The organism is Pseudokineococcus sp. 5B2Z-1, assembly GCF_037482305.1.
Classification (GTDB): domain Bacteria; phylum Actinomycetota; class Actinomycetes; order Actinomycetales; family Quadrisphaeraceae; genus Pseudokineococcus.
This window is the reverse complement of the sequence record NZ_JBBHZG010000002.1, coordinates 211500-235676: the sequence shown is the minus strand read 5'-3', so window position 1 is coordinate 235676 and position 24177 is coordinate 211500. Positions and strand designations below refer to the sequence as shown.

General features: G+C 75.8%; 26 protein-coding genes. 16 read left to right on the top strand and 10 right to left on the bottom strand.

The window, feature by feature from the left end; translation table 11 throughout:
• The first annotated feature begins 10 nt into the window (after window positions 1-10).
• The gene (locus tag WDV85_RS05285; RefSeq protein ID WP_339569638.1) at window positions 11-3346 is read left to right on the top strand and encodes an AfsR/SARP family transcriptional regulator; all 3336 of its coding nucleotides are present in this window, start codon (window positions 11-13) and stop codon (window positions 3344-3346) included.
• A gap of 12 nt (window positions 3347-3358) precedes the next feature.
• On the opposite strand, the gene WDV85_RS05280 is transcribed toward WDV85_RS05285, so the two are convergent.
• Window positions 3359-4168 (bottom strand): ABC transporter permease, encoded by an 810-nt coding sequence (locus tag WDV85_RS05280; protein WP_339569637.1) that lies wholly within the window; start codon window positions 4166-4168, stop codon window positions 3359-3361.
• On the bottom strand, window positions 4165-5172 hold the full coding sequence (locus tag WDV85_RS05275; RefSeq protein ID WP_339569636.1) for an ATP-binding cassette domain-containing protein: 1008 nt from the start codon (window positions 5170-5172) through the stop codon (window positions 4165-4167). Before WDV85_RS05275 ends, WDV85_RS05280 begins: the two co-directional genes overlap by 4 nt.
• Window positions 5173-5328: 156 nt before the next feature.
• On the opposite strand from WDV85_RS05275, the gene WDV85_RS05270 reads away from it, so the two are divergent.
• From WDV85_RS05270 to WDV85_RS05230, 9 genes are all read left to right on the top strand, one after another.
• Window positions 5329-5961, top strand: coding sequence for a hypothetical protein (locus WDV85_RS05270; RefSeq protein ID WP_339569635.1), 633 nt, complete (start codon window positions 5329-5331; stop codon window positions 5959-5961).
• 76 nt (window positions 5962-6037) lie between these two features.
• Window positions 6038-6649 carry an AAA family ATPase gene (locus WDV85_RS05265; RefSeq protein WP_339569634.1) on the top strand — a complete coding sequence of 204 codons (612 nt, stop codon included), beginning with the start codon at window positions 6038-6040 and terminating at the stop codon, window positions 6647-6649.
• Between the two features lie 169 nt (window positions 6650-6818).
• Window positions 6819-7862: a LacI family DNA-binding transcriptional regulator gene (locus tag WDV85_RS05260; protein ID WP_339569633.1), complete on the top strand. Its 1044-nt coding sequence runs from the start codon at window positions 6819-6821 to the stop codon at window positions 7860-7862.
• A gap of 281 nt (window positions 7863-8143) precedes the next feature.
• On the top strand, window positions 8144-8911 hold the full coding sequence (locus WDV85_RS05255) for an ATP-binding cassette domain-containing protein (protein WP_339569632.1): 768 nt from the start codon (window positions 8144-8146) through the stop codon (window positions 8909-8911).
• The gene (locus WDV85_RS05250) at window positions 8908-10002 is read left to right on the top strand and encodes an ABC transporter permease (RefSeq protein ID WP_339569631.1); all 1095 of its coding nucleotides are present in this window, start codon (window positions 8908-8910) and stop codon (window positions 10000-10002) included. The genes WDV85_RS05255 and WDV85_RS05250 overlap by 4 nt, the downstream gene beginning before the upstream one ends.
• Window positions 9999-11018 (top strand): ABC transporter substrate-binding protein, encoded by a 1020-nt coding sequence (locus WDV85_RS05245; RefSeq protein ID WP_339569630.1) that lies wholly within the window; start codon window positions 9999-10001, stop codon window positions 11016-11018. Before WDV85_RS05250 ends, WDV85_RS05245 begins: the two co-directional genes overlap by 4 nt.
• A gap of 206 nt (window positions 11019-11224) precedes the next feature.
• A complete protein-coding gene (locus WDV85_RS05240; protein WP_339569629.1) occupies window positions 11225-12619 on the top strand; it encodes an FGGY family carbohydrate kinase in 1395 nt (464 codons plus the stop codon).
• Between the two features lie 41 nt (window positions 12620-12660).
• Window positions 12661-13551: a hypothetical protein gene (locus WDV85_RS05235; RefSeq protein ID WP_339569628.1), complete on the top strand. Its 891-nt coding sequence runs from the start codon at window positions 12661-12663 to the stop codon at window positions 13549-13551.
• Between the two features lie 143 nt (window positions 13552-13694).
• Window positions 13695-14423, top strand: coding sequence for an SDR family oxidoreductase (locus tag WDV85_RS05230; RefSeq protein WP_339569627.1), 729 nt, complete (start codon window positions 13695-13697; stop codon window positions 14421-14423).
• Here WDV85_RS05230 and WDV85_RS05225 read toward each other — a convergent pair.
• Complete coding sequence (locus WDV85_RS05225) at window positions 14408-15661, bottom strand: AGE family epimerase/isomerase (protein WP_445263229.1); 1254 nt, start codon at window positions 15659-15661, stop codon at window positions 14408-14410. The genes WDV85_RS05230 and WDV85_RS05225 overlap by 16 nt on opposite strands.
• Before the next feature lie 190 nt (window positions 15662-15851).
• Window positions 15852-16157, bottom strand: a complete 306-nt coding sequence (locus WDV85_RS05220; RefSeq protein WP_339569625.1) for a hypothetical protein — start codon at window positions 16155-16157, stop codon at window positions 15852-15854.
• Window positions 16158-16178: 21 nt separating this feature from the next.
• Between WDV85_RS05220 and WDV85_RS05215 the strand changes: the two genes are divergently transcribed.
• Entirely contained in the window at window positions 16179-16859 is a 681-nt protein-coding gene (locus WDV85_RS05215; protein WP_339569624.1) for a hypothetical protein, read from the top strand.
• Between the two features lie 46 nt (window positions 16860-16905).
• Window positions 16906-17199, top strand: a complete 294-nt coding sequence (locus WDV85_RS05210) for a hypothetical protein (protein ID WP_339569623.1) — start codon at window positions 16906-16908, stop codon at window positions 17197-17199.
• Between the two features lie 174 nt (window positions 17200-17373).
• On the opposite strand, the gene WDV85_RS05205 is transcribed toward WDV85_RS05210, so the two are convergent.
• Both WDV85_RS05205 and WDV85_RS05200 read right to left on the bottom strand, forming a co-directional pair.
• The gene (locus WDV85_RS05205; RefSeq protein ID WP_339569622.1) at window positions 17374-18033 is read right to left on the bottom strand and encodes an RES family NAD+ phosphorylase; all 660 of its coding nucleotides are present in this window, start codon (window positions 18031-18033) and stop codon (window positions 17374-17376) included.
• Complete coding sequence (locus WDV85_RS05200) at window positions 18033-18593, bottom strand: hypothetical protein (RefSeq protein WP_339569621.1); 561 nt, start codon at window positions 18591-18593, stop codon at window positions 18033-18035. The genes WDV85_RS05205 and WDV85_RS05200 overlap by 1 nt, the downstream gene beginning before the upstream one ends.
• Before the next feature lie 255 nt (window positions 18594-18848).
• On the opposite strand from WDV85_RS05200, the gene WDV85_RS05195 reads away from it, so the two are divergent.
• Window positions 18849-19979: a hypothetical protein gene (locus WDV85_RS05195; protein ID WP_339569620.1), complete on the top strand. Its 1131-nt coding sequence runs from the start codon at window positions 18849-18851 to the stop codon at window positions 19977-19979.
• 184 nt (window positions 19980-20163) lie between these two features.
• Here the strand turns inward: WDV85_RS05195 and WDV85_RS05190 are convergent, their stop codons facing one another.
• The 4 genes from WDV85_RS05190 to WDV85_RS05175 all read right to left on the bottom strand — a co-directional run bounded on the left by WDV85_RS05190 (window position 20164) and on the right by WDV85_RS05175 (window position 22153).
• Window positions 20164-21033 (bottom strand): DUF4352 domain-containing protein, encoded by an 870-nt coding sequence (locus WDV85_RS05190; RefSeq protein ID WP_339569619.1) that lies wholly within the window; start codon window positions 21031-21033, stop codon window positions 20164-20166.
• Window positions 21034-21225: 192 nt separating this feature from the next.
• On the bottom strand, window positions 21226-21507 hold the full coding sequence (locus WDV85_RS05185) for a hypothetical protein (RefSeq protein WP_339569618.1): 282 nt from the start codon (window positions 21505-21507) through the stop codon (window positions 21226-21228).
• 105 nt (window positions 21508-21612) lie between these two features.
• On the bottom strand, window positions 21613-21912 hold the full coding sequence (locus WDV85_RS05180; RefSeq protein WP_339569617.1) for a ribbon-helix-helix protein, CopG family: 300 nt from the start codon (window positions 21910-21912) through the stop codon (window positions 21613-21615).
• Window positions 21905-22153, bottom strand: a complete 249-nt coding sequence (locus WDV85_RS05175) for a hypothetical protein (RefSeq protein ID WP_339569616.1) — start codon at window positions 22151-22153, stop codon at window positions 21905-21907. The genes WDV85_RS05180 and WDV85_RS05175 overlap by 8 nt, the downstream gene beginning before the upstream one ends.
• A gap of 144 nt (window positions 22154-22297) precedes the next feature.
• Between WDV85_RS05175 and WDV85_RS05170 the strand changes: the two genes are divergently transcribed.
• The 3 genes from WDV85_RS05170 (at window position 22298) to WDV85_RS05160 (ending at window position 24149) form a co-directional block, all read left to right on the top strand.
• On the top strand, window positions 22298-22573 hold the full coding sequence (locus WDV85_RS05170) for a type II toxin-antitoxin system Phd/YefM family antitoxin (RefSeq protein ID WP_339569615.1): 276 nt from the start codon (window positions 22298-22300) through the stop codon (window positions 22571-22573).
• Entirely contained in the window at window positions 22570-22707 is a 138-nt protein-coding gene (locus tag WDV85_RS05165; protein WP_339569614.1) for a hypothetical protein, read from the top strand. The genes WDV85_RS05170 and WDV85_RS05165 overlap by 4 nt, the downstream gene beginning before the upstream one ends.
• Before the next feature lie 257 nt (window positions 22708-22964).
• A complete protein-coding gene (locus WDV85_RS05160) occupies window positions 22965-24149 on the top strand; it encodes a trans-sulfuration enzyme family protein (RefSeq protein ID WP_339569613.1) in 1185 nt (394 codons plus the stop codon).
• Window positions 24150-24177 lie beyond the last annotated feature (28 nt).

Below are 24177 nucleotides of genomic sequence, written 5' to 3'. Positions count from 1 at the left end.
TGCTCCTCCCGTGGTCGACGTGCGCCGGGTCCGCGTGCTCGGACCCCTTGCGGTGGACGACCGGGAGGTCCCCGGCGCGCGCCTGCGGGACCTGGTCGTGCCCCTGCTGCTGGCCCGCGGCCGCGCGCTGCCCGCGGCGGTGCTGCGCGACGCCGTCTGGGGCCTCTACCCGCCGGCCGACGCCCACGGGGCCCTCCAGGCGCTCGTCTCCCGGGCGCGGCGCACGACCGGCCTGCCGCTGGAGGCCGTCGAGCGCGGCTACCGGGTGCCCGCCGCCGCGGTCGACGTCGACGCCCTGCGCGTCGAGGACGACCTCCGAGCGGCGCGCGAGGCGCTGCGGACGGGGGACGTCGCACGAGCGGCCGCAGCGGCCCGGCGCGGGTGGGCCCCGCTGGCGGACGCCGTCGCGCTCGAGGCGCTGCCGGCCGACGCCGCCGCTCGGCTGCGCGGGGTGCGGCGCGACCTGCTGCTCGTGCGGGCCGACGCCCTGGTGGGCACCGGGTCCGGCCCCGTGCCGGCCGGCGGAGCGGCGGAGGAGAGGCCCGAGCTCCTCGCCGACCTGGAGGCGGGTGTGGCCGGGGCCCCGCTGGACGAGCCGCTGGCGGCGGCGCTGCTGCGCGCGCTCGTGGCCGTCGACCGGCCCGGTGAGGCGCTGGCCCGGTACGAGGAGGTGCGCCGCGCGGTCGACGCGTACGGCGCGGCGCCGTCCGGCGCGCTGCGCGCCGCGCACGCCGCCGCCCTCGCCGCGACGGCGGACCCGCCGAGCGGGCGGCCCGCGCCCGGCGCCGCCGAGGCTCCGGGCGCGGCGTCCGCCCGGCCGTCGGAGACGGCGCGGGCGCTCCCCGGTGCGGCCGGCCCACGCGTCGCGGAGGCGCTGCTCGGGCGCGATGCCGACCTCGCAGCCCTCGACGAGCAGGTCCGCCTCCACGCGCTGGTGACGCTCGTGGGTCCCGGCGGTGTGGGCAAGACCACGCTCGTCGGCTCCCTGCTCGCGCGGCGGCGGGCCGCGGGCGAGCCGGTCCGCGAGGTGCCGCTGGCGGGGCTGCGCTCCGGCGCCGACGTCCTGCCCGCCGTCCTGCGCGCGCTGGGCGGGGCGCGCACCGACCTCGCCGGCCCCGACGGGACGTCGCGCGCGAGCGCCGAGGAGCAGCTCCACCGAGCGGCGACCCGCGCCACCGGGCTGCTCGTCCTCGACAACTGCGAGCACCTGCTCGACGCCGTCGCCGACGTCGCGCTGCGGGTCTGCGCGGCCGCCCCCGCCTCCCTGCACGTCCTCGCGACGAGTCGCGCGCCGCTCGACGTCCTCGGCGAGCACGTCCGGCTCCTGCCGCCGCTGGACCCGGACGCCGCCGCCGAGCTGCTGACGCGGAGGGCCGCTGCCGTCCGCCCCGGCCTCGACCTGCCCGCCGACGAGGTCCTCCGGCTCGGCCGGCGCCTCGACCACCTCCCGCTCGCCCTCGAGCTGGCGGCGGCGCGCCTGCGCACCACCGGGCTGGCGGACCTCCTCAGCGCCCTCGACCAGCGGGCCGACCTCTCCCCCGGTCCGCGCGGGCTGCCGGAGCGCCACCGCTCGCTGCAGGCCCTGGTCGGCTGGAGCTGGGACCTGCTGCGCGACGACGAGCGGACGCTGCTCGCGCGCATGGCGGTCTTCCCCGCCGGCGCCTCCGCGGCGACGGTCGTGGCGGTGTGCGCCGACCCGTGGCCGTCGGCGGAGCGGCCGGCCGGCGCGGTGGGCGGGCTGCCCGCGGCGGCCGTGCCGGCGGCCCTCGCCGGGCTGGTCGATGCGTCCCTCGTGGTCTGGGAGCCGGCGGCCGACGAGGGGCGCGGGCGGTACCGGCTGCTGGAGACGGTGCGCGAGCACGCCGACGCCCGCTGCTCGCCGGACGAGCGCCGGACGGCGCAGCGACGGCTGGCGGTGTGGGCCGCCGAGCTGGCCGGAGCGCTGGCGGAGGACCTGCGCGGACGCGGGCAGCTCGAGGCGCTGCGCCGAGCCGACTCCGAGCACGACGCCCTCGTGGCAGCGCTGCGCCGGGCGACCGACGACGGCGACGGGGTGCTCGCCGCCCCGACGGGCCTCCTGCTCGTCGAGGCCGCCACGCTGCGGGGCGCCCACGCGGAGGTCCTCGAGCGGCTCGCGGCGCTGGCCGCCTGCCCGAGCGTCCTCGACGCCGGGGCGCGCGGCGAGCGGGTGCGAGCCAGCCTCGACGGGGCCGGGCTGGCCCGGGCCTGGCGGCAGGCGGCCGAGGTCTGCGCCGTCGGAGTGCCGAGCGCCGTCGGCGGCGGGGGGCCCGGAGCCGCGTCCCGGTCGCTCGCCGTGCTCGCGAGCCGCCTGCGGCGGGCGGCTCGGCGGCCGGACCTCCTCGGCGCCGGGCCGGCCGCGGCCACCGACCTCCTCGTCGACCTCCTCACCGACCCGGGCGGTGACCCGCGCGCCGCTCTCGACCGGCTGGCCGCCGTCGACGACCCCCGGTGGCGGGGCTGGGGCCTGTTCACCCGCGCGTGGTGGCTGGAGAACGGCGGGCTGGAGGATCTCGGGCTCGCCGACGCGCGCGCGGCGCACGCCGTCGCAGACGGCTCCGGGGACGTCGGCGCGCGGGCCGTCGCCGCCGCCTTCGTCGCCGAGCGGCTCGAGAGCAGCGGTGACGTCGCCGCGGGCCTCGTGTGGTGGGACCGGGCCGAGCGGGACTACGCGGCCGTCGGCGCGGCGGGCGACGCCGGGCAGGCGCGGCTGTCGCGGCTGCGGGTGCTGGCCGAGCTCGGGGACCCGGACGCCGACCGGGTGCTGCGCGAGCACGTCGACCGGCTCGCCCAGGACCACCCCGACGACGGGTTCGTCGCGCTGGTCGTCCTCGCCGACCGCGTGGCCCGGGCCCGGGCGCGGGGCGACCTCGAGGACGCCCGCGCGCTGGTGGCGTCCGCGGTGGCGGACCTGTCCGCGGACGGGCGCCAGCCCATCCCCCAGCTGGTGGCCTCGCTCGAGGCCGCCGCCGCGCTGCTCGCCCTGGACGCCGAGGACGTCGACGCGGCGAGCGGCCACCTCGGTCGGGCGGTGGCGGCCGCGCTCGCCTCGGGCGACGTCCCGGCCCAGGCGGCCGTCGGCGAGGCCGTCGCCCGCTGGGAGGCGCTGCGCGGGGACGACGCGGCGGCGGGCCAGCTCCTCGCCCTCGCCACCCGCTTCGGCTCACGCCTGCAGGTCCTCCTCGGGTGGCGGGCCCGGGGCGAGGCGGCGCCCGGGCCGGGCGAGACGGCCGCCCGGGCCGTCGAGGAGCTCGACGGCCCGGCGGCGGTCGCCCGGCTGCGCGAGCTGCTCGGCCGGGTCGGGACTTCCCCGGCGGCGGGCGCCTGACCCGCCCGGTCCTCAGGCCTTGCGGCGGTAGGCGGTCAGCGCGAGCGGCACGAAGACGACGAGCAGCACCGCCATCGACAGCAGCGTCCACCACAGGTGGGCCCCGACGGGGGTGCCGCCGAAGAGCGCCCGCATCGTGTCGACGAGCTGGGTCAGGGGGTTGACCTTGACGAAGCCCTGCAGCCAGCCCGGCAGCGTGGCGGGGTCGGTGAAGACGCTGGAGCCGAAGCTCAGCGGGAACATCACGGGCAGCGTGATGCCCTGCACCGCACCGCTGGTGCGCACGAGCATGCCGATCGTCACCGAGACCCATGACAGGCAGAGGGCGAAGGCGATGGCCAGCAGGCACCCGGCGACGGCCGCCGGGGCCGACCCCCCGAAGCGGAAGCCGATGGCCGAGCCGAAGGCGACGGTGACCACGGCCACGACGGCGTAGCGCACGACGTCGGCCAGCACGGCCCCGACGAGCGGCGCCGCCCGGGGGATGGGCAGCGAGCGGAAGCGGTCGAAGACGCCCTTCTCGATGTCGGTGTTGAGGTTGGCCCCGATGGCGGCCGACCCGAAGGCGATGGTCTGCGCGAGGATGCCGGGCAGGAGGAACTGCAGGTAGGCGTGCCGGTCGCCCCCCGCGATGGCGCCGCCGAAGACGTAGACGAAGACCGTCATGAAGAGCACGGGCTGCAGCGTCACGTCGAGGAGCGCCTCGGGCGTCCGGCGGGTCTTGACGAGGCCCCGGTGGGCCAGGGCGAGGCTGTGGCGCACGAGCGCGAAGGGGCGCGGGGCGGACGCGGTGGTGCCGGCGTCGAGGGCGAGGGCGCTCACTGGGAGACCTCCAGGAGGGGCTGGGAGCGGTCGGCGGACGGCTCGGCCTTCTCGCCCGCCCCCTGCGTGCGCGCCGAGGTGAGGGTGAAGAAGACCTCGTCGAGCGAGGGCAGGTGCAGGGACAGCTCGGTGACGGCGAGGCCGCGCCCCGCGAGCTCGGAGACGGTGCGCGCCAGGGCGTCGTCGGCGGAGACGGGCACGGACAGCACGCCCCGCTGCGGTGACGCGACCTCGCCCCCGCTCGCGGCGACGCCCCGCAGGACGGCGTCGACGTCCGCCAGGTCGGCCTGGTCGGCGGTCCTGACCGTGAGGCGCTGCCCGCCGACGACGCGCTTGAGCCCGGTGGGGGTGTCGTGGGCGATGACGCGCCCGTGGTCGACGACGCTGACCTCGTCGGCGAGGGCGTCCGCCTCCTCCAGGTACTGGGTCGTCAGCAGCACGGTGGCGCCGTCGGTGACGAGCCGACGGACGACGTCCCACATCTCCTCCCGCTTGGCCGGGTCGAGGCCCGTCGTCGGCTCGTCGAGGAAGATCACCGACGGGCGCCCGACGAGGCTGGCCGCCAGGTCGAGGCGCCGGCGCATGCCGCCGGAGTAGGTCTTCGCGGGCCGGGACGCGGCGTCGGAGAGGTCGAACCACTCGAGCAGCTCGGCGGCGCGCCTCCGCGCCTCGCGCCGGGACAGGTCGAGCAGCGCGCCGATGAGGACGAGGTTCTGCGTGCCGGTGAGGTCCTCGTCGACCGAGGCGTACTGACCGGTGAGGCCGATGGTCCGGCGGACGGCGGCCGCGTCGGCGACGACGTCGAGGCCCCCGACGCGCGCGGTGCCGGCGTCGGGGCGCAGGAGGGTGGAGAGGATGCGGACGGCGGTCGTCTTGCCGGCCCCGTTGGGGCCGAGGACGCCGAGGACGGTGCCCGGCTCCGCGACGAGGTCGACGCCGTCCAGGGCGGTGGTGGCGCCGTAGCGCTTGGCGAGGCCCGTGGCCTCGATGGCTGGTGTCGTCATGCCGCCGAGGCTCGGCGCCCGCGCGGACAGGACGCTGACGCCGGCCGCGCCGCGCTGACACGGCGCTGACACGGAGGCAGAGGCAGGGGGTGGCGAGCAGCCGGTGCGCGCGGCAGCCGGACGGCGTCCCCCCGCGCGCGATCTATCGTCGTCACCATGGTCGACAGCCCCGCCCCCGCCGCACCCCCCGCCGCTGTGACCACCCCGCCGGGCACCTACCGGACGGCCGACGGCTCGGCCGTCCCCTTCCCCGAGGCCCTCGACGCGTGGACGAGCGCGGCCCTCGCCGTCCTCACCGCCCGCGCCCGCACCTACGGCGCCACCGTCACCTACGGCGACCTCGCCCGCGCCCTCTTCGCGCGCTCCGGCGTCGCCACGAGGTCGTTGCTGCAGAACTGGATCGGCGACGTCCTCGCCCGCGTCGCCGACGCCTGCGCCGACCCGTCGAACGACCACCCGCCGCTGGACGCCCTGGTCATCCGGGGGACGGACGGCGCCGTCGGCGGCGGGTACGCCGACGCGGTCGAGCGGAACACCGGCACCCGACCCCGCGACGTCGAGCAGCACGCCGCCGAGGCGCGCCTCGCCTGCTACCGCGCGCTCTCCCGCGACCTCCCCGAGGACGGCGGCCACCCCGTCCTCACGGCCCGCACCACGGCGCAGCCCCGACGGCGCACCGCGGCGGCGAAGCCCGCCAAGCCGGCTCCCGCGCCGGAGCCGCTGCCCGCCGTGTGCCCCAGCTGCTTCACGCAGCTGCCGCGCAGCGGGCAGTGCGACACCTGCGACTGACCTGGACAGCGCCGGTCCCCCGACAGGACCGCGCGCCCGCCGAGGCGGCCGTGCCCACCCGCTACCGTCACGCGCCGTGAGCGCCTCCGTGCCGACCTCCGACGGCTCGACGGCGGGCGCTCGACGCCCCTGGGTCGCCGTCGTGACGGGAGCGCCCGGAGCCGGCAAGTCCTCGACCGCGGCGGAGGTCGCCCGGCTCGCGGGGGCCGCTCTCCTGGACCAGGACTCGATGACGAACCCCCTCGTCGACGTCGTGGCTCGGCTCCTCGACGCCGTCGACTACGACGACCCGCGCCTCGCAGCGCTCGTGCGCGCACCGCGGTACGCCGTCCTGGTGCGCGTCGCCGCCGACTGCCTGGCCGCCGGTCGGCCCGTCGTCCTCGTCGCCCCCTTCACCACCGAGCGCAGGGACGCCGAGGCCTGGGAGCGCTTCGCCGCCGAGGTCGCGGCCGTCGGCGGCGAGGCACGGCTGGTCTGGCTGCGCGTCGAGGCCGACGTCCTCGCCGAGCGGCTCATGGCTCGCGGGGCCGAGCGGGACCTGGTGCGGCTCCGCGACGTCGCCGGCTACGTCGCCGGGCTCGACCTCGGGGCACCGGTCGCTCCGCACCTCGAGGTGGACGCGGCCCTCGCCCCCGGCGAGCAGGCGGCCCGGGTCGTCACCGCGCTGGACGCCGCTCGCCCCGCCTGACCGGCCCGCTCGACCGACCCCTGGTCGATCTGCCCCACCCGCCCCACCTCGGACCCCGGCGAGACCGGAAAGTGATGTCACTCCGCCATTGACACCGGTGTCATCGGCAGGGCAGGGTTCCCCGCGTCAGCCGATGACACCGGTGTCATCGCGAGAGGAGGTGAGAGCCGTGAGCGCGCCCACGACCAGTGGTCCGACCCTGCGGGACGTCGCGGCCCACGCCGCGGTGAGCCTGAAGACGGCCTCCCGCGTCCTCAACGAGGACCCCAAGGTGGCGACGGCGACGCGCGAGCTCGTCATGCGGGCGATGCGCGAGCTCGACTACTCCCCCGACCCCGCCGCCCGGTCGCTCAAGGCCGGCCGGGACCGGGTGGTGGGCGTCGTCGTCGACAGCGTCGGCGACGTCTTCTTCGCCCAGCTCGTCGCCGAGGTCGAGTCCGTCCTCGACGCGGCGGGCTACCGGGTGCTCATCGCCTCGAGCAACCGCGACGCGCAGCGCGAGCGCGACACGGTCCGGGACTTCGTGCAGCGCCGCTGCGCGGGGCTCATCGTGGCGCCGCTCGCGCGCACGTCGCTCTCCGACGTGCGCACCCGCGACGTCCCCGTCGTCTTCGTCGACCGCGTCGGCGACCTCCCCGGCTCGCGCTCGGTCGTGGTGGACGACGCGGCCCTGGCGCACGAGGCGACGGCGCACCTGCTGGCGCACGGGCACCGCCGTGTGGCGCTCCTGTCCGACCGGCCGGTCATGGACACGACCCGCCAGCGCCACGAGGGCTTCCGCGCGGCGATGGCGCAGGCGGGCCTGGAGGTCGACGAGCGCCTCGTGCGCTCCGACGTCCCCGGGCCCGAGGACGTCATGCGGGTGCTCGTCGAGCTGCTCGCGCTCGACGAGCCGCCAACGGCGCTCATCTCCACCAACACCCGCCTGACGCTCGGCGTCGTCCCCGCGCTGCACCAGCACGGGCGCACGGACGTCGCTCTCGTGGCCTTCGGCGACTTCCCGCTCGCGGAGAGCCTCACGCCGGCCGTCACGGTGGTGGAGCACTCGCCGGAGGTCGTGGGCGCCGCCGCCGCACGGGCCCTCCTCGAGCAGATGCAGGGGCCACCGGGCGAGGGGGCGCCGCCGGAGGTCGCCACCGACCGGACGCCGCCGGCAGTGCTCCACGTGCCCGCCCGTCTCGTGCCGCGCGGCTCGGGAGAGCTCTCCCCCTAGGCACGGGAGCACGACGGCGGTCCTCCGCCGCCGAGCACCGCCGCTGGCCCTCGCCCGCTGGAGGGGCGACCAGCGCCGCCCGTCCGACCCGCTCCACCCCGGCGCACCGGCCACGGCCGTCCGCGCCCGGGCCCCGACCACCGCAGACCGACACGAGCAGTCCCGCCACGAGCAGGAGGAAGCATGAGCACCGCGACGACGGGGTGCGCCGGCGCCGGGCACCGTCCCGGACCGGTGGCCGCCCACGAGGGCGCCCGCGCCCGACGCACGGAGGTGCCGCGATGAGCGACACCCCCGTCTACGAGGCGCGTGGCATCACCCGCGCCTACGGCTCGGTCCAGGCGCTGCAGGGGGCCGACTTCGACGTCCGCCCCGGCGAGGTCGTCTCGCTCGTCGGCGACAACGGCGCCGGCAAGTCGACGCTCGTGCGGATCCTCTCCGGGGCCGAGCAGCCCGACGGCGGCGAGATCCTCTTCGAGGGCCGCCCCATCACGCTGACCACGCCGACCGACGCCCGCGTGCGCGGCATCGAGACGGTCTTCCAGGACCTGGCGCTCGCCAACCACCTCGACCCCATCCAGAACATGTACCTGGGTCGCGAGCTCATGCGGCCGGGGCTGCTCGGGAAGCTCGGCTTCATGCAGCGGACCCCGATGCGGGACGCGGGCAAGAAGGCCTTCGAGGACCTCGGCGCGACCGTGCGGGACTTCAACGGCCCGGTCGGCGGCATGTCGGGAGGCCAGCGGCAGGCCATCGCGGTGGCGCGCGCCGCGGCGTGGGCGAGCCGGGTCATCTTCCTCGACGAGCCCACGGCCGCCCTCGGCGTCGTCCAGACCAAGGGCGTCCTCGACCTCATCAAGCGCGTGCGCGACACCGGCCTCGCCGTCGTCCTCATCAGCCACTCGATGCCCCACGTGCTCCAGGTGTCCGACCGGGTGCACGTCCTGCGCCAGGGCCGGAGGGTCACCGTCCTCGAGGCGGCGCGCACGGACGTGGAGGAGCTGGTGGGCGCCATGACGGGCGCCCTCGACGAGAGGAGCGCGGCATGAGCATCCAGGTGGAGGACCGCGTGGCGCCCGCGCCCGAGTCCGTCGGCGGCAAGCCGCCGGTCCAGCAGCGGCTGCGCGCCGCGGTGCGCGCGCAGGCGCTCCAGATCGTCCTCGTGTGGCTGGGGATCGTCGCGCTCTTCGGCGTCCTGGCGCCGGGGGCCTTCCTCGACCCGGCCAACTTCCGCAACATCGCCATCAGCGTCTCGATCCTCGCCGTCCTCGGCGTCGGGACGACGTTCATCATCGTCACCGGCGGCATCGACCTGTCCATGGGCTCGGTCCTCGTCTTCAGCGGCGTCGTCGCGTCCATGGCGATGGAGCGCACCGGGGACGGGCAGGGCTGGGGCGTCGCCGCCGTGGGGGCCGTGGTCGCCCTCGGCTCGGGACTCGGCTGGGGGCTGCTCAACGGCGTCATCGTCGCCAAGCTCAAGGTCCCACCGATGATCACGACGCTGGGCACCTTCGGCGCGGCCCTCGGCCTCGCGCAGGTGCTCACCGGGGGCATCGACCTGCGCGCCGCCCCCGACGTCCTCGTGGACACGCTCGGCTTCGGCGCCCTCGCCGGCATCCCCAGCCTGGTGGTCGTGGCCGCGGTCGTCGTGGTCGGCGGCATCGTCCTGCTCCACCACACCCGCTTCGGCCTGCACACCTCGGCCGTCGGGTCCAACCCCGAGGCGTGCCGGCGCGTGGGCATCCGCGTGGACCGCCAGCTCATCAAGGTCTACGCGATGGCCGGCCTGCTCGCCGGCCTCGCGGGCCTGCTCAACCTCACCTTCTTCCGCTCGACGACCATCGCCGGTCACGCCCTCACGAACCTCGACGTCATCGCCGGCGTCGTCATCGGGGGCACCAGCCTCTTCGGTGGCGTCGGCACCGTCTTCGGGACCCTCGTCGGCCTCCTCATCCCGGCGACCCTGCGCAACGGCTTCGTGATCATCGGGGTCGAGCCGTACTGGCAGCAGGTGGTCGTCGGCGCCTTCCTCGTGATCGCGGTCTACGCCGACCAGGTCCGACGCACCGCCGCCGCCCGCGGCGGCACCCGCCCCTCCCTCCCCGCCCGCCTGCTCCGCTCCCGGAAGGACGTCCGATGAAGAACACCTCCCGCCGCACGACCCGCGCCCTGCTCGCCGCCGGCTCCGCCGCGCTGCTCGTCACGGCCGCCGCCGCCTGCACCACCGGCGAGAGCGCCCCCGTCGCCGCCGACGCGACCTCCGGCCAGGACGGGGGCGGCGACATCAGCCTCTCGTTCATCCAGGGCGTCATCGGCGACAACTTCTACATCTCCATGGAGTGCGGCGTCCGCGCCGCCGCGGCCGACCTCGGCGGCGTCGACGTCGACGTCCAGGGCGGCCAGCGCTGGGACCCGGCGCTGCAGCAGCCGATCGTCCAGTCGGTCGAGGCCACCTCCCCCGACGCCCTCCTCATCGCCCCGAACGACGTGAGCGCCCTGCAGCGCCCGCTCGAGCAGGTCGCCGAGAACAGCGACGTCGTCCTCGTCGACACGACGGTCGAGGACCCCTCCTTCGCCGTCTCCCAGATCTCCTCCGACAACGTCGGCGGCGGCGCCGCGGCCTTCGAGGCCATCCAGGGCCTCGTCCCGGACGGCGGCAAGGTGCTCGTCATCGACAACCAGCCCGGCATCTCGACCTCCGACGCCCGCGTCCAGGGCTTCGAGGAGGCCATCGCGGAGGACCCGTCCTTCGAGTACGTCGGCGTCCAGTACGCCCAGAACCAGCCGGCCCGGGCCGCGCAGATCCTCACGTCGACGCTGCAGCGCTACCCCGACCTCGTGGCCGTCTTCGCCACGAACATCTACAGCGCCGAGGGTGCCGCCACCGGCATCGAGCAGGCGGGCGTGGCCGGCCAGGTGCAGGTCGTCGGCTTCGACGCCGGCCCCGCGCAGGTCGAGGCCCTGGAGGACGGGACCGTCCAGGCGATCATCGCCCAGCAGCCGTACCAGATCGGCTACCAGGGCGTGGAGCAGGCGGTCGCCGCCATCAAGGGCGAGCCGACCGAGGAGGTCATCCAGACCGGCTTCACGATCATCACGCCGGAGACGCTCGACACCCCCGAGGGCCAGGACGCCCTCTACGCCTCCGAGTGCTGACCCCCGCTCCGGGGCGCGGCCGCCGCGCCCCGGAGCGGCTGGACGCCGACGCAGCCGGGCTCCGGGGCAGCTGGCCCCCGAACAGCTGGCCCCCGAACAGCCGGCCCCGAACAGCTCGGCCCCGCCGGAGCGACCGGCTCGGCCCCCACCACCCGCACCCGCCGTCGCCCGCGCGACGGGTCTCCCACCCTCGGAAGGACACCCCCGTGACCAGGCTCGTGGCAGGGCTCGACCTCGGCAGCACCGGCCTCAAGGTGCTCGTGGTCGACGCCGACACCACCGCGCCGTCCGGCCCGGGCCGCGAGCTGCTCGTGCGGCAGCGGCCGACGCCGTGGCGCGCCGGCCCCGGCGGCACCACCGACCTGAGCGCCGAGGACCTCCTCGCGGCGCTGGCGGACCTCCTCGCCGAGGTCGCCGACCTGCTCCCCGACCTGCCGGGCGTCGAGCCGGGCTCCCGCGTGGAGGCGCTGGCCGTCTCGGGCATGGGCGAGACGGGCTTCCTCCTCGACGCCGAGGACCGCGTCGTCGCGCCGGGGTGCGCCTGGTTCGACCCGCGCGGCGCAGAGCAGGTCGCGGCGCTGCCCGAGGACCTGCGCCGCGGGTTCGCCGGCCGCACCGGGCTGCCCTGGGGCGTGCAGGTCTCGGTCGCGAAGGTGCTGCACCTGCGGGACGGTGGCCTCGACCTCACCGGGCTGCAGTGGCTCTCGGTGCCCGAGCTCGTCGTCGCCGCGGCGGGCGGCCGACGCGCGGCCGAGCTGTCGCTCGCCTCGCGCACGGGGCTGCTCGACCAGGACACCGGCCTGGCGTGGCCGGAGATGCTCGCGCACGTCGGCGTCGACGAGACCTTCCTGCCGCCGCTCGTCCCGGCGGGGACGCCGCTCGGGACGGCTGACGCGGACTGGCTGCCGGCGTCCTTCGCCGGCGCCTCCCTCACGGTCGCCGGGCACGACCACCTCGTGTCGGCCGTCTCCGGCGGCGCCATCCCCGGCGACCGGTACCACGTCTCCACGGGCACCGCCGAGGTGCTCCTCCGCGTCGTCGACGAGCCGCCGTCGGCGGCGGCGCGCGAGAGGCTCGGCCAGGCCCTCGTGAACTGCGTCCGCCACGTCGTCCCGGGCCAGCACGTCCTCGTGGCCGGGGTGAAGACGGGCCTGCTCATGCGGCGCGTCCTCCAGATGGCCGGCATCTCCGACCGCGCTGGTCGCGACCGCCTCGACGAGGCCGTCCTCGCGCTCGGCGGGCGGTCCGCGCTGCCCGAGGGCGGCGTCGAGGTCCACGGGGCCCGCAACGACGACGGGGTCCTGCGCCTCGTCGTCCGTACCGACGGCCTCTCCCCCGCCGAGCTCTTCGCCGCGGTGCTCGAGCACGGCAACGACGAGGTCGCGCTGCTCGTCGAGGCGATGGACCGCGAGGTGCCGCCGGCCGCGTCGAGCCTGCTCACCGGCGGCTGGGCGGGCATGCGCTCGGTGGCCGAGGCCCGCGCGCGCGTCCTGCCCGACGTCACCGTCTCGGCCCGCGCCGAGGACACCGCCCACGGCGCGGCGCTCTTCGCCGCCCGCCTGCTGCCGGACGCCCGCCTGGCGCCGGCCACCGCCGGCTGACCCCGCGTCCGGCTCCCGACCCCCACCCCACAGGAGATGTGATGAACCCGCTCACCACCCTCGAGCGCCGCGCGATGGCGTCGATCACCACGGCCTCGGGCGCCATGCTCATCGTGGCCGCCGACCAGCGGAACGGCATGAAGGCCGTCATGGGCAGCCCCGACGGGCCCGGCGCCATCAGCAAGGCCGAGCTGGCCGACGCGAAGGGCGACCTCGTCCGCCACCTCGCCAACCACGCCCCCGCCGTCCTCCTCGACCCGGAGGTCGCGCTGCCGGCCCTCGTCGACGAGGACGTGCTCGCGCGGGGCACCGCCCTCGTCGTCGGCATGGACGCCTCGGGCTTCGAGACCGTCGACGGCCTGCGCCACACGCAGTTCGTGCCCGGCGTCACGCCGCGCACCGTGCGCGACCTCGGTGGCGACGTCGCCAAGATGCTCTGGTATGTGCGCCCCGACCGACAGGGCGCGGACTCGCGCGTGGCCGAGGAGATGCGGGACCTCGTGAAGGCCTGCGAGGCCGAGGGGCTGCTCCTCATCGTCGAGCTCCTCACCTACCGCCTCGAGGACGAGACCCCCGAGGAGTACGCCGAGGCCTTCCCGCGCCTCGTCGCCGACGGCGCGGCGCTCGCCGTCGCCTGCGGCGCCAAGGTGCTCAAGCTGGCCTACCCCGGTTCCGCGGAGGCCTGCGACGCCGTGACGGCCGCCGCGGACGGCGTCCCGTGGGCCGTCCTGTCGGCGGGCGTCGACCACGCCACCTTCGTCGAGCAGGTGCGCACGGCCGTCGCGCACGGCGCCTCCGGCGCCATGGCCGGCCGCGCCCTGTGGAAGGACAGCCTCGCGATGACGAGCGCCGAGCGCGAGCAGCTCCTCACCGGCCGCGCCCTCCCCCGCCTGCGCGAGCTCGCCACGGCGGTCGACGGCGCCCCCGCCTGACGCCTGCCGTCCCGCCGGGCGCACGCCCGGCCCCCTGCCCCGCACCGGTCGTCGTGCCTCCCGCCGCGACCGGTGCGGGCACCACCACCCCGGCCGCCCAGGGCGGCAGCACGAGCACCGGCACCCGGACAAGGAGAGACGACGTGGACGGCTTCGACGGCAGGACGGTGCTCGTGACGGGAGCGGCCGGCGGCATCGGCGGGACCATCGTGCGCCGGCTCGTCGCCGCCGGCGCCGACGTGGTGGCGAGCGCCCGGAAGGCCGCGGACCTCGAGGCGCTCGTCGCGGAGACGGGCTGCCGCACAGCGCCCTGCGACCTCACCTCGGAGGAGGAGGTGCAGGCGGCCCTCGAGGGCCTCGACCTCGACGGGGTCGTCTCCTGCGCCGGCTTCGGTGGCGAGATCGCCACCCCCATGGAGACGGACATGGCCGTCTTCGACGCCGTCATGGCCGCCAACGCCCGCAGCGTCATGCTCGTCACGAAGCACGCCTCGCGCGGGATGGTGGCGCGCGGGCGGGGCGGCGCGATCGTCAACGTCTCGAGCCAGGCCGCCCTCGTGGCGCTCGACAACCACGTCTCCTACGCCGCCTCGAAGGCGGCGGTCGACAGCATCACGCGGGTCAGCGCCCTCGAGCTCGGCAGGCACGGCATCCGCGTGAACGGCGTGCACCCGACCGTCGTCATGACGGAGATGTCGGCGTTCTACTGGGGCCGACCGGAGGTCGGCGGCCCCTTCCTCGAGCAGATGCCGCTGGGCCGCTGGGCCACGGAGGACGACGTCGCGGGCCCCGTCCTCTTCCTCCTCAGCGACGCCGCGGCGATGGTCACGGGCATCGCCCTGCCCGTCGACGGCGGCTACACCTGCCGCTGAGGCGCTCCCGCCCTCAGGCCCCGCCGCAGCGCGGTCGCGAAGGACGGCGTCGTCGGCACCTCGGGCACCAGCGCCGCCTGGTAGGCGTGATACGCGTCGGGCTTGCCGGCCCAGGTCTGCGACGTCGGCACGTTGTCCGGGTCCAGCTCGTGGTGCCACGAGCCCCGCTCGTGGTCGACGAGGCAGCGGTCGGCGTACGCCCACCACGCGGCCGCCTCGGCGGGGTAGCGCTCGTCGCCGGTCGCGCGCCCCAGCACGGTCGCCGCCGCCACGGCCTCCGTGAGCACCCAGTGCAGGCGGTTCCGGACGACGGGTCGCCCCGACCAGTCCGTCGTGTAGACGAAGCCGTCCGCGCCGTCGACCGCCCAGCCGTCGGCGACGGCGCGGTCGTGCAGGGCCACGGCGGCGTCCACGAGCCCGGCCGGGGCGCGCTCGCCGAGCGTGGCGTCGACCGCCACGAGCAGCCGCGCCCACTCCAGCCCGTGGCCGACCGTCGCGCCGTACGGGCGGAACTTGTCGGCCGGGCGGTCGCGGTTGTGCTCGAGGAGGGGCGACCAGTCGGCGTCGAAGTGCTCGGGGATGCGCCAGCCGTTGGCGCTCGCCCACCCGACGACGCGGGCCGCCATCCGCCCGGCGCGCAGGGCCCAGCGCTCGTCCCCGGTGACGTCCGCGGCGGCCAGGTACGCCTCCACGGTGTGCATCACGGCGTTGACCCCGCGGTAGGGGTCGGCGCGCGTCCACGCCCGGTCCCACCGCTCGACGACGAGGCCGGCCGCCTCGTCCCAGAAGCGGCGGTCCTGGACCTCGAGCGCCTCGGCGAGCAGCTCCTCGGCCCCCTCGACCCCGGCCGCGACGGCGGAGGACGCGGCGAGGACGACGAAGGAGTGCGCGTAGGCCTGCTTGGAGTCGTCGACGGGCCCGCCCGGGGCGACGACGGCGAACCAGCCGCCGTGCTCGGCGTCCCGCAGCGGGCCGAGCAGCGACCGCACCCCGTGGGCCACGAGGTCGAGCATCTCCGCACGGCCGGGGCCGCCGGGCGCGGGCGGCTCGTCGGCGAGGGCCCCGAGGGCGAAGACGTGCGTCATGCGGCAGGTGACGTACAGCTCGACCGGGGACGCGGGGTCGACGCCCCCGACGTCGTCGAGGTTCCCGAAGCCCAGGTCGTGCCGCGAGCCCGCCGCGAAGCGCAGCAGCTCCGCTCGCTGGTCGGCGAGGTGGTCGGCGCTGCCCGGGGAGATCACCGGTCCAACGTAGGCCCGAGCGCTCTCGCTCTCGGGAGGCCGGTGGGGTGGGACGGCGCCCGCAGGTCCGCGCGACGAGCGTGGTGGCCTCTCGACGCCGTGACGTCACCGGGTGGCAGCGCCTCGTCGTGCTCTACGGCGTCCACGTGCTGCCACCTCCCCTTGCCCGCTGCCGGAAGCCGCCTCCTCAGAGGGCGCGGCGCGCGTACCACCGCACCGAGAGCGCGGCGGAGGCGGTGAGGAGCAGCACCGCGACGACGGCGGAGGCGGCGGCCACGGCGCCGCCGTGGCCGTCCACGAGGCTCGCCACGTTGTCCGAGGCCCCAACGAGCGAGAAGACGCCGTAGACGACGAGGGCGATGGCGAGGACGGGGACGACCGGCATCGACCGCGCGTGGGTGGAGCCGCGGCGGAACACGACGGCCGGCCCGGCGAGGCGCCCGTCCTCCGCCGTCGCTACGGCGACCTGCCCCCCGCTCGGCGGCAGGTGCATCGCCGACCTGAGCCGTCTGGCGTGGTCGACGCCCCGGAGGCCGGCACGTGGACGGCGCAGCTGTACGGCGCGGACGTGGACCCGGAGGGCGGGCCGGTGGCGCTGTCGGTGTACGCGGCCCCGCCGGTCAACGCCCGACCGGTCGCCGCCGTGGACGTCCGTGTCGTGGGCGACCAGCTCGTCCTGGACGCCTCGAGGTCCAGCGACCCGGACGGCACGGTGGTCAGCGTCGACTGGTACGTCTCCACCGCCGAGGAGGACACCGTCCTCCAGGGCCGGCGGGTGTCCGTGCCGCGCACCGGGGCGCCCGCGCGGTCCATCACGCTGGTGGTCACCGACGACCGCGGCCTCACGGCCTTCACCTCGGTCAGGGTCCTGCCGATCGACGTCATGCCGGGCAGCGACGTCAACCCGGTGAACCGGACGTCGAAGGGGGTCACGGAAATGGCTCTGCTCTCGTCCGCGACCTTCGACGCCACCACCGTCGACCCGAGGTCGGTCGTGGTGGGCCCGGGGTCCGCCGAGCCCGTCGAGACGAAGGTCACGCGGGAGCACGTCAACCGCGACGGGGTCGTCGACCAGATCCTCCACGTGCCGACGCAGCAGCTCGGGCTCACGGCCTCGTCGACCCAGCTCTGCGCGACCGGTGCCCTGCCGGGTGGGCAGTCCTCCACCTCCTGCGACACGGTGCGGGTCAAGTGACGGCTGCGCACCGCCCCTCCGAGGTCCACCCGACGGGAGCAGCCTGATGGGCGCGGCGGCCAGGATCGCGCTCGTCGCGGGCCTGGCCGCGGCGGGGCTGCTCGCGGTGGTGGGCTGCGGTCTCGCGCTGCTGTTCGAGGTGCAGGGCTTCGGCGTCCCGCGGGACACCCCGCCTCGGGCGGGGCACGTCCTCGGGTACGGGACCGGCGCTCTCGCCGGGGTTGTCGTGCCCGCCGCGGTCGCCTGGCTCCTCCTGCCGCGCGGTCGACGGTGGGTGGCGGGCGTGGCCGCGGCGCTGGCGGCTCTCGTCGTCGTCGCCGTGCTCGGTGCGACGGCCTGAGCCGCCGACGAGCGCCGCACATGGACTGCCGCGCTGACCGCACCCGCGTCCACCTGCGGAAGCTCGGTGCCCACGGGAAGCGCAGGTGCGCCGAAGCGGCTGACGGCGTCCCCGGGCAGGGGCGCCGCCGTCAGTGGCAGCCGGTGCGCGGGCGCCCGCCGGGCTTGCCGTCGATCATCGACCTCGTCCGGGCGCGACGACCGACACGTCGTACGGCCGGTCCTGCACCCCGGTGCCGTAGGGGCGCAACTCGGCGAGGAGCTCGGTGTCCTCGACGAGCGGCGTCACACGCGAGCGCCAGCCGCGCAGGCGCTGCCGCGGGCCGGCGGCGCCGAAGAGGACGACGCCGAGGGCGCGCGCCGTCGGGTCGTGGCGGACGGGAGCGACCAGACCGGGGGCGCCCGCCGCGCGCACGGCTCGTGCCCAGCGCTGCGGCAATGCGTAGTCGTCGCCCGCCACGAGGTCGAGGGTCGCGCCGAGGGCCCGCGCGCCCGAGGCGTGGAGGTCCGCCGCGAGCAGCAGCGGTCCCCCGGTGCGCTCGGCGGTGACGATCCGGCGCTGCTCGACGTCGACCCGGTCGACGAGGCCCGTGCCGCGGAAGACCTCCAGCCACGCCCCCGCCCGGCGGTCGCTGAGGTAGCACGAGCCCGCGGGCGCGGTCAGGTCGAAGCGGCCCGGCCCGACGGCGCCCGCCGTGGCGCTGGAGAAGAAGAACGGCTCGCGCGGGCGCCCCACGTCGTCGCGCGCCCGGACGACGCGGTGGACGGCGTCACCGGTGCGCACCTCGTGCCGCGGGACGTCCTCGAGCGACGCCGGCGGGGCGGTCGCCGGCATCAGGCGGCCAGCGCCCGCGCCCATTCGCGGGCCGCGGCGACCACCACGTCCTCGGCCCCCTCGCGCAGCAGCTGCACCGGCGTCGTGCCCCCCAGGTCCGGCTGCGGGGAGACGAGCCAGGACGCCAGGGTCCACCGCGACACCAGGGGCTCGGGGACCTCCCGCAGCACGGCGTCCAGCCCGGGCAGCGGCGAGCCGCCGGAGAACTGGAAGGTCGGGTAGACGACCCGCCCCGACCCCGTGGTGAGCGCCAGCAGGCCCCGGCGCTTGCTCACCGCCTGCTTGGAGACGAGCCGACCGGAGCGCGACAGCAGTCGTCGCACCCCGTCGACGTCGTAGAACCCCCCGAGGTGGTCGGTCCACCGCTCGGCCGCGTCGAGCACGTGGTCGACCGCGGCCCGTGCGGCCGAGGCGGCGTCCACCCGGGCGAGCGCGGCGCCGTCGGGGTCGCGGAGCACGAGCTCGCGGAGCACCTGCTCGACGAAGGACCGCTGGGCGCCCGTGGTGCGCGCCGGCGTCGAGGACGGGAGGACGTCCGGCACTGTGGCTGCGTCCGTCATGAGCACCCCTGTCGTCGTCAACGCCGTCAATCCAGTCTCGGTGCGACGGTCAACGCCGTCAACCCTGCACGCCGGCTCGTCGGCCCGGGCCGCACCCGCTCGACGACGGAGATCACCCGGTCGAGAGCGAGCACCCCACAGGCTCGGGAGTCGCGAGGCGGAGGTGCCGAGGAGCAGCCTCTAGTCGGGCTCCGCGCGGCGCGAGGCCCTCTCCGACGGCGGTACTTCCGCACGCCCGGCCAGTAGCGTCACGGGATGAGCGCACAGCTGTGGGTCGTGCGGGCCGGTCGGGCGGCCGCCTACGTCGACGAGTGGCGCCAGGACAGCGTCGTCGCCGTCAACTTCGCCACCTTCGAGGACGGCGACCTCACTGCCGTCGGAGACGCCGGGCTGCTCGACAAGGTCACCAGCCAGGCCGAGCGGACGTACGCGAGCCAGCTCATCGCCTTCGCCTTCAAGATGGACGTCGGTGACCTCGTCGTGGTCCCGCAGCTTCCGCTGCGGCGGTCGTACCTGGTCGGCGAAGTCATCGGCGGGTACACCCACGTGGCCTCCTTCCCGCCCTCCGGCCCGCACCGGCGGCCCGTCCGGTGGCTCGGGGAGTTCGACCGGGACGCCCTGAGCCCCGAGGGCGTCAACACGCTGGGCGCCATCCAGACCGTCTTCCGGCCGACCAAGGTCGAGGCCGAGCTGCGGAACCTGCTCACCGACCTCGCGCCGTGGGACGGCACCGCGACGACGTCGCTCGAGGGCGACGGCTCCGGCGCGGCCACGAAACTCGCTGCGCCCACGACGACACCGGTGACGACGTCGCGGGCGACGCCGCCGCCGGCCGCACCCGCCAGGGTCGCGCCGACGCCCGCGGACGTCCCGCTCCAGGTCGACGTCCGCCTCAGCGGCCGCGGGCGGGCGACCATCACCTGCGACCATCCGGCGCTCGTGATGCAGCAGGTCCCGCGGCACGTCGACCCGGAGGACGACTGGCGCGCCGTCCCGGGCGTGTACGTCCTGACCGGCACCGAGCTGCACCAGACGACGACGCGGACCGGGCCCGAGCGGACCCTGACGATGACGTCGATCGTCCGCCCGTGGGCCTACGTCGGCCTGAGCGAGAAGTTCTTCGACCGCATGAGCAGCCATCGGCAGTCCAAGGAGGAGTGGCGCCGAGCGCTGCTGGTCCGATCCGGCGCGACCCCGTTCAGCAGCGACGACATCAAGTACCTGGAGGCGCGCGTCCACGCCGTCCTCACGGAGACGCAGGAGGTGACCCTCGCGCAGGCCGTCCCCAACGGCAACGCCTCCGCCCAGCCCCGCAACCCCGCCTTCCTCGACCAGTGCGCCGACGCCGTCGTCGCGGTCCTCCGGCTCACGGGCACGCTCATCTGAAGCGACGGCGCCCCGAGCCCGAGAAGAGAGAAGGGACGCACGAGAGCCCCGGACCCGTGGTCCGGGGCTCTCGTGCGTCCCTGCAGGTCACGCGGGGAGCGGGGAGCTCACCGACGACGCCGGCCCGCCACCTGCGGACTCGCGAGGTCGACCAGCGAGCCCAGCTCGACAGACACTCGTGCTCCTACTGCAGCTGGACGGTGACACCACCGGAGAAGGCGGAGTCGTGGAGCTCGATGGCGGTCGGCGTCATGTCGGACGGGACGTCGAAGACCACCTGGCCGTCCAAGGTGTTGCCCGGGTTGATCTCCGAGAGCAGGGAGTCGGCGTCACCGAGGTAGATGCCCGCCTCGGTGTCGGCGGAGAACTGCTGCCCGGCCTCGTTGAGGAGGTAGGTGTTGTCGCCGAAGAAGGTGCCCGCCGAGTCGCCGATGTTCGTGATGCTCATGGCGACGATGCAGAACTGCCCCTGGGCCTCGGTCGAGAGGAACTCGTCACCGATGCTCGTCTCACCGCACTCGACGCCGTTGACGACGAACTCGAAGTCACCATCGCGCGCCGGCGCGCCGAGGCCGACACCGACCTCCGGCTCGGGCTCGGGCGCCTGCTCGACCGGCTCGGGCTCAGGCTCCGGTGCAGGAGCAGCAGCACTCGGAGTCTCCTCGGGAGCCGCCTGCTCTGCGGCCTCGGCTGCCTGGTCGAGCTCCTCGACGGCCGCTCGGACGTCCGGATCCTCGGACGCGCTGTTGACAGCGGCGCCGAAGAGCGCGTTGCTGAGGATGAAGCCGAGGATCGCGAGCACGGACAGGACGACGCCCGCGATGGCCTGGCCGCGACCGCCGAAGCGGGCGGAGTCCTTCGCGACCCTCCGGATGGCGATGATGCCGAGGACGAGCCCCACGAGCGCCAGCAGCAGGCTGAAGACGTTGAGGAGCGGTATGAGACACCCGAGGATGGCGACGATGCCGAGGACGAGGGCGGCGATAGCCATCCCCTTGGCCGGCGGCTGGTGGTGAGCCGCCGCGGGCGGCTGGTACTGGGTCGGGCTGGACATGCAGGTTCCCCCGTGGGTCGTGTGAAGATTGAAGCGTCAGCACGCTAACGAGCCCGCGGCCTCGTCGAGGACGAACCGGACCAGAAGGGATGACGACCACCCGTCCGGGTGTCTCGGACCATCGCCCTTCTCCAGGGCCGGTGGCGGAACCGTTCGAGTGACCAGCACGACCTCGGGGCCGTCACGGACCCTTCACGCCAGCGTCGCGTTGTGCTCCCCCAGCACCGCCATGACGTGCGCGAGCGAGGCGACCGTCTCCAGCGACAGCGTGCTCCCCGGCACCACCTGCAGAGCGCCACGAGCACGAGGCGTGGCGGCGTTCGGGCCGTCGTGGAAGAGCACATGCGCGAGCAGGTCCTCGTCGTGCCGGCAGCGGTAGCGGAACCCGGCGACGTCGGGCAGCCAGAGGCGCAGGGCCCTCGCCCACGCCCCGGTCGTCAGGTACTCCCCCGCGCTGCTCTTCGTCAGCTCCAACGGCGCGCCGACCTGGGTCAGCGCGGCGCGAAGGCGTCACGGACGGAGTCGTGGATGGCGCGCGGCCCGCCGACGAGGCCGGTGAGCCGGGCGTCGACGCCCCGCTCAGCCGGCACGCCGCACCGCCTCGTCGAGGACGCGCCGCACCCACTCCGAACGCGAGGCGCCGGCTCTCTCGGCGGCGGCTCGCACCGCCTCGTCCAGCTCACGCGGCACGCGCACCCGCAGCAGCGGCGACTCTCCCGCGGCCGACAGCGACGGACGGCCACGTCCGCGCACCTGCGCGAGGGCGTCCTCCACCGCCGCATCGACGTACGCGTCGTCGACCACACGCCCGTGGTCGTCGCGCAGCTCCTCGACGTCCGGGACGTCGACGGATGCGCTGCTGTCCCCGAGCTCACTCATGGCGCCTCCTGCGCAGCGAGGTGGGCATCACGTCAATCACCACCACGGCTTCACGGAGGTCGAGGGCCACGATCTCCAGCTCGACGCCTCGGTCGTCCGGACCGATCCAGACGAAGCGGGCGTCCGCCTCGTCCGACGCGGGCACCCGTTGCGGCTCGACTGAGGCGATGACCCGGAGGGCGTGGGCCTTGCCGATGCGGTGACGCCGTGCGGAGCGGAACCATCTCAGCCCCCGCTCCACCGCCATACTGTGGCACAGAAGCAGGAGGGTGTCAGCGATGCCCGCGCCCCCACCCGGCAGCGTCCGTCCGCACCCGTCGTCGCCTGTCTCGGCGGGGCGTGACGGCAGGAGTCGATGTCGCTCACGCCGGCGCTACCGTCGCCCATGCGCTCGATCAGCTGGCGCGACCTGCGGAGGTCCGGCAGCCAGGTGCTGCGTGATCTGGCTGCGGGCGAGGAGCTCATGGTCACGAGCAACGGCGAGCCGATCGGTGTTTTGCGCATGCATCCACCCCCCACGGAGCGCCAGCGCTTCGTCAGTCCGGAGCAGTACGCCGCCGGCATGGGCGACTCACCGGCCCTGACGGTGGACCAGCAGCAGGCATGGCTCGAAGACTCCCGGACGGACGACGAGAGCCGCGACCTCTGGGCGTCGGCGTGACGGATCTGCTCGTTGCCAGCGCACTCGTCAGCGACGACGCCGCCACCGCCCTGGCACACGACCTGCGCCTGCTGGCCCGCAACCCCGCTGGCGTCGTCGAGTCGGAGCACCTGACCGAGGTCGTCACTCCCTGAGAGGTCCGCGGCGCTCACCGGGAGCACGCGTAGGCGGCGGGGCGACGACGGCGGCGGACTTCGAGGGCCAGGCGACGGCGCGTCGCCCCACGAAGTCCGCGCTCGCGCGGGCGGCATCGGCGTGTCGCCCCACGAAGTCCGCACTCGAGCACCTGCGCCAGCCTCTGCCAACGTTGACAGGCCAGCCGTGCAGTCGACACCCTCAGCCCGTTCCCCCGGGGACGACGACGAGGTCACGACCCAGGAGGAGCACTGCCATGACGGGCACCGACGCCGTCACGAGGTCCGACGCCGAGATCTGCACCACCGCCGGCATGGACCCCGCCACCCACCACGGCGCCGTCGCCCCGCCGATCTACCAGACGAGCCTCTTCGCGCAGCCGTCGATGGCGGTCTTCGCCGAGCACCAGGCCTCCGAGCACGAGGACTTCGTCTACAGCCGCGGCGCCAACCCCACGGTCGCCGTCCTCGCCCGCGCCCTGGCCGAGCTCGAGCGCGGCGAGGCCGCCCAGTGCTTCGGCTCCGGCATGGGCGCCATCAGCGCGGTGTGGACGACGCTCCTGCGCGCCGGCGACCACGTCCTCCTCCTCAACGACGTCTACGGCCCCACGCTGCAGCTGGCCCAGCACCTCGAGCGCCTCGGCGTCGAGCACACCCTCGTCCGCTCGCCGGGCGAGGACTGGGAGCAGCACCTGCGCCCGAGCACGCGGCTCATCCACCTCGAGAGCCCGGGCACGTACCGGATGAAGGTCCTCGACCTGCGGGCCGTCGCCGACGTCGCCCGCGCCCGCGGCATCACCACGGTCATCGACGGCACGTGGGCGACGCCGCTGTTCCAGAAGCCGCTCGAGCACGGCATCGACGTCGTCGTGCACTCCCTCACCAAGTACGTCGGCGGTCACAGCGACGTCCTCGGCGGCGCCGTCGTCGGCTCGGCCGCGTTCGTCCGCGACCTCTTCTACGCCGGCTTCCAGCTGCAGGGCGCGGTGATGTCGGCTCTCGAGGCCTCGCTCGTCCTCCGCGGCCTGCGGACCCTGCCGGTGCGGATGGCGGAGCACCAGCGCAACGCCATCCGCGTCGTCGAGTTCCTGCAGACCCGCCCCGAGGTCGCGGCCGTCCACCACCCCCACGCCGACCTGCCCGCAGACCACCAGCTGCGCCGCGAGCAGCTGACCGGCGTCACCGGCCTGCTCAGCCTCGACCTCACCGAGGACACCCCGCAGGCCGTCGCGCGGTTCGTCGACGCCCTGCGCCTGTTCCGCATCGGCCCCAGCTGGGGCGGCTACGAGAGCCTCGTCACCTCACCCAGCAAGCCCGGCGGCGAGGCCGCCATGACCGCCCAGGGCTTCTCGGCCGGCATGGTCCGCGTGTCGGTCGGCCTCGAGGGCGCCGACGCCCAGATCGCCGATCTCGCCCAGGCCCTCGACTCCCTCGCCCGCTGACCCGACCTCCATCCCCGATCGGCAGGAG

What these genes read in the sequence shown, in the direction of transcription:
- WDV85_RS05255 (WP_339569632.1), top strand. Translation starts at nt 8,144, where the DNA reads ATGAGCGACACCCCCGTCTACGAGGCGCGTGGCATCACCCGCGCCTAC.
- WDV85_RS05160 (WP_339569613.1), top strand. Translation starts at nt 22,965, where the DNA reads ATGACGGGCACCGACGCCGTCACGAGGTCCGACGCCGAGATCTGCACC.
- WDV85_RS05250 (WP_339569631.1), top strand. Translation starts at nt 8,908, where the DNA reads ATGAGCATCCAGGTGGAGGACCGCGTGGCGCCCGCGCCCGAGTCCGTC.
- WDV85_RS05235 (WP_339569628.1), top strand. Translation starts at nt 12,661, where the DNA reads ATGAACCCGCTCACCACCCTCGAGCGCCGCGCGATGGCGTCGATCACC.
- WDV85_RS05205 (WP_339569622.1), bottom strand. Translation starts at nt 18,033, where the DNA reads ATGCCGGCGACCGCCCCGCCGGCGTCGCTCGAGGACGTCCCGCGGCAC.
- WDV85_RS05275 (WP_339569636.1), bottom strand. Translation starts at nt 5,172, where the DNA reads ATGACGACACCAGCCATCGAGGCCACGGGCCTCGCCAAGCGCTACGGC.
- WDV85_RS05220 (WP_339569625.1), bottom strand. Translation starts at nt 16,157, where the DNA reads ATGCACCTGCCGCCGAGCGGGGGGCAGGTCGCCGTAGCGACGGCGGAG.
- WDV85_RS05180 (WP_339569617.1), bottom strand. Translation starts at nt 21,912, where the DNA reads ATGAGTGAGCTCGGGGACAGCAGCGCATCCGTCGACGTCCCGGACGTC.
- WDV85_RS05270 (WP_339569635.1), top strand. Translation starts at nt 5,329, where the DNA reads ATGGTCGACAGCCCCGCCCCCGCCGCACCCCCCGCCGCTGTGACCACC.
- WDV85_RS05245 (WP_339569630.1), top strand. Translation starts at nt 9,999, where the DNA reads ATGAAGAACACCTCCCGCCGCACGACCCGCGCCCTGCTCGCCGCCGGC.
- WDV85_RS05170 (WP_339569615.1), top strand. Translation starts at nt 22,298, where the DNA reads ATGCGCTCGATCAGCTGGCGCGACCTGCGGAGGTCCGGCAGCCAGGTG.
- WDV85_RS05190 (WP_339569619.1), bottom strand. Translation starts at nt 21,033, where the DNA reads ATGTCCAGCCCGACCCAGTACCAGCCGCCCGCGGCGGCTCACCACCAG.
- WDV85_RS05195 (WP_339569620.1), top strand. Translation starts at nt 18,849, where the DNA reads ATGAGCGCACAGCTGTGGGTCGTGCGGGCCGGTCGGGCGGCCGCCTAC.
- WDV85_RS05200 (WP_339569621.1), bottom strand. Translation starts at nt 18,593, where the DNA reads ATGACGGACGCAGCCACAGTGCCGGACGTCCTCCCGTCCTCGACGCCG.
- WDV85_RS05210 (WP_339569623.1), top strand. Translation starts at nt 16,906, where the DNA reads ATGGGCGCGGCGGCCAGGATCGCGCTCGTCGCGGGCCTGGCCGCGGCG.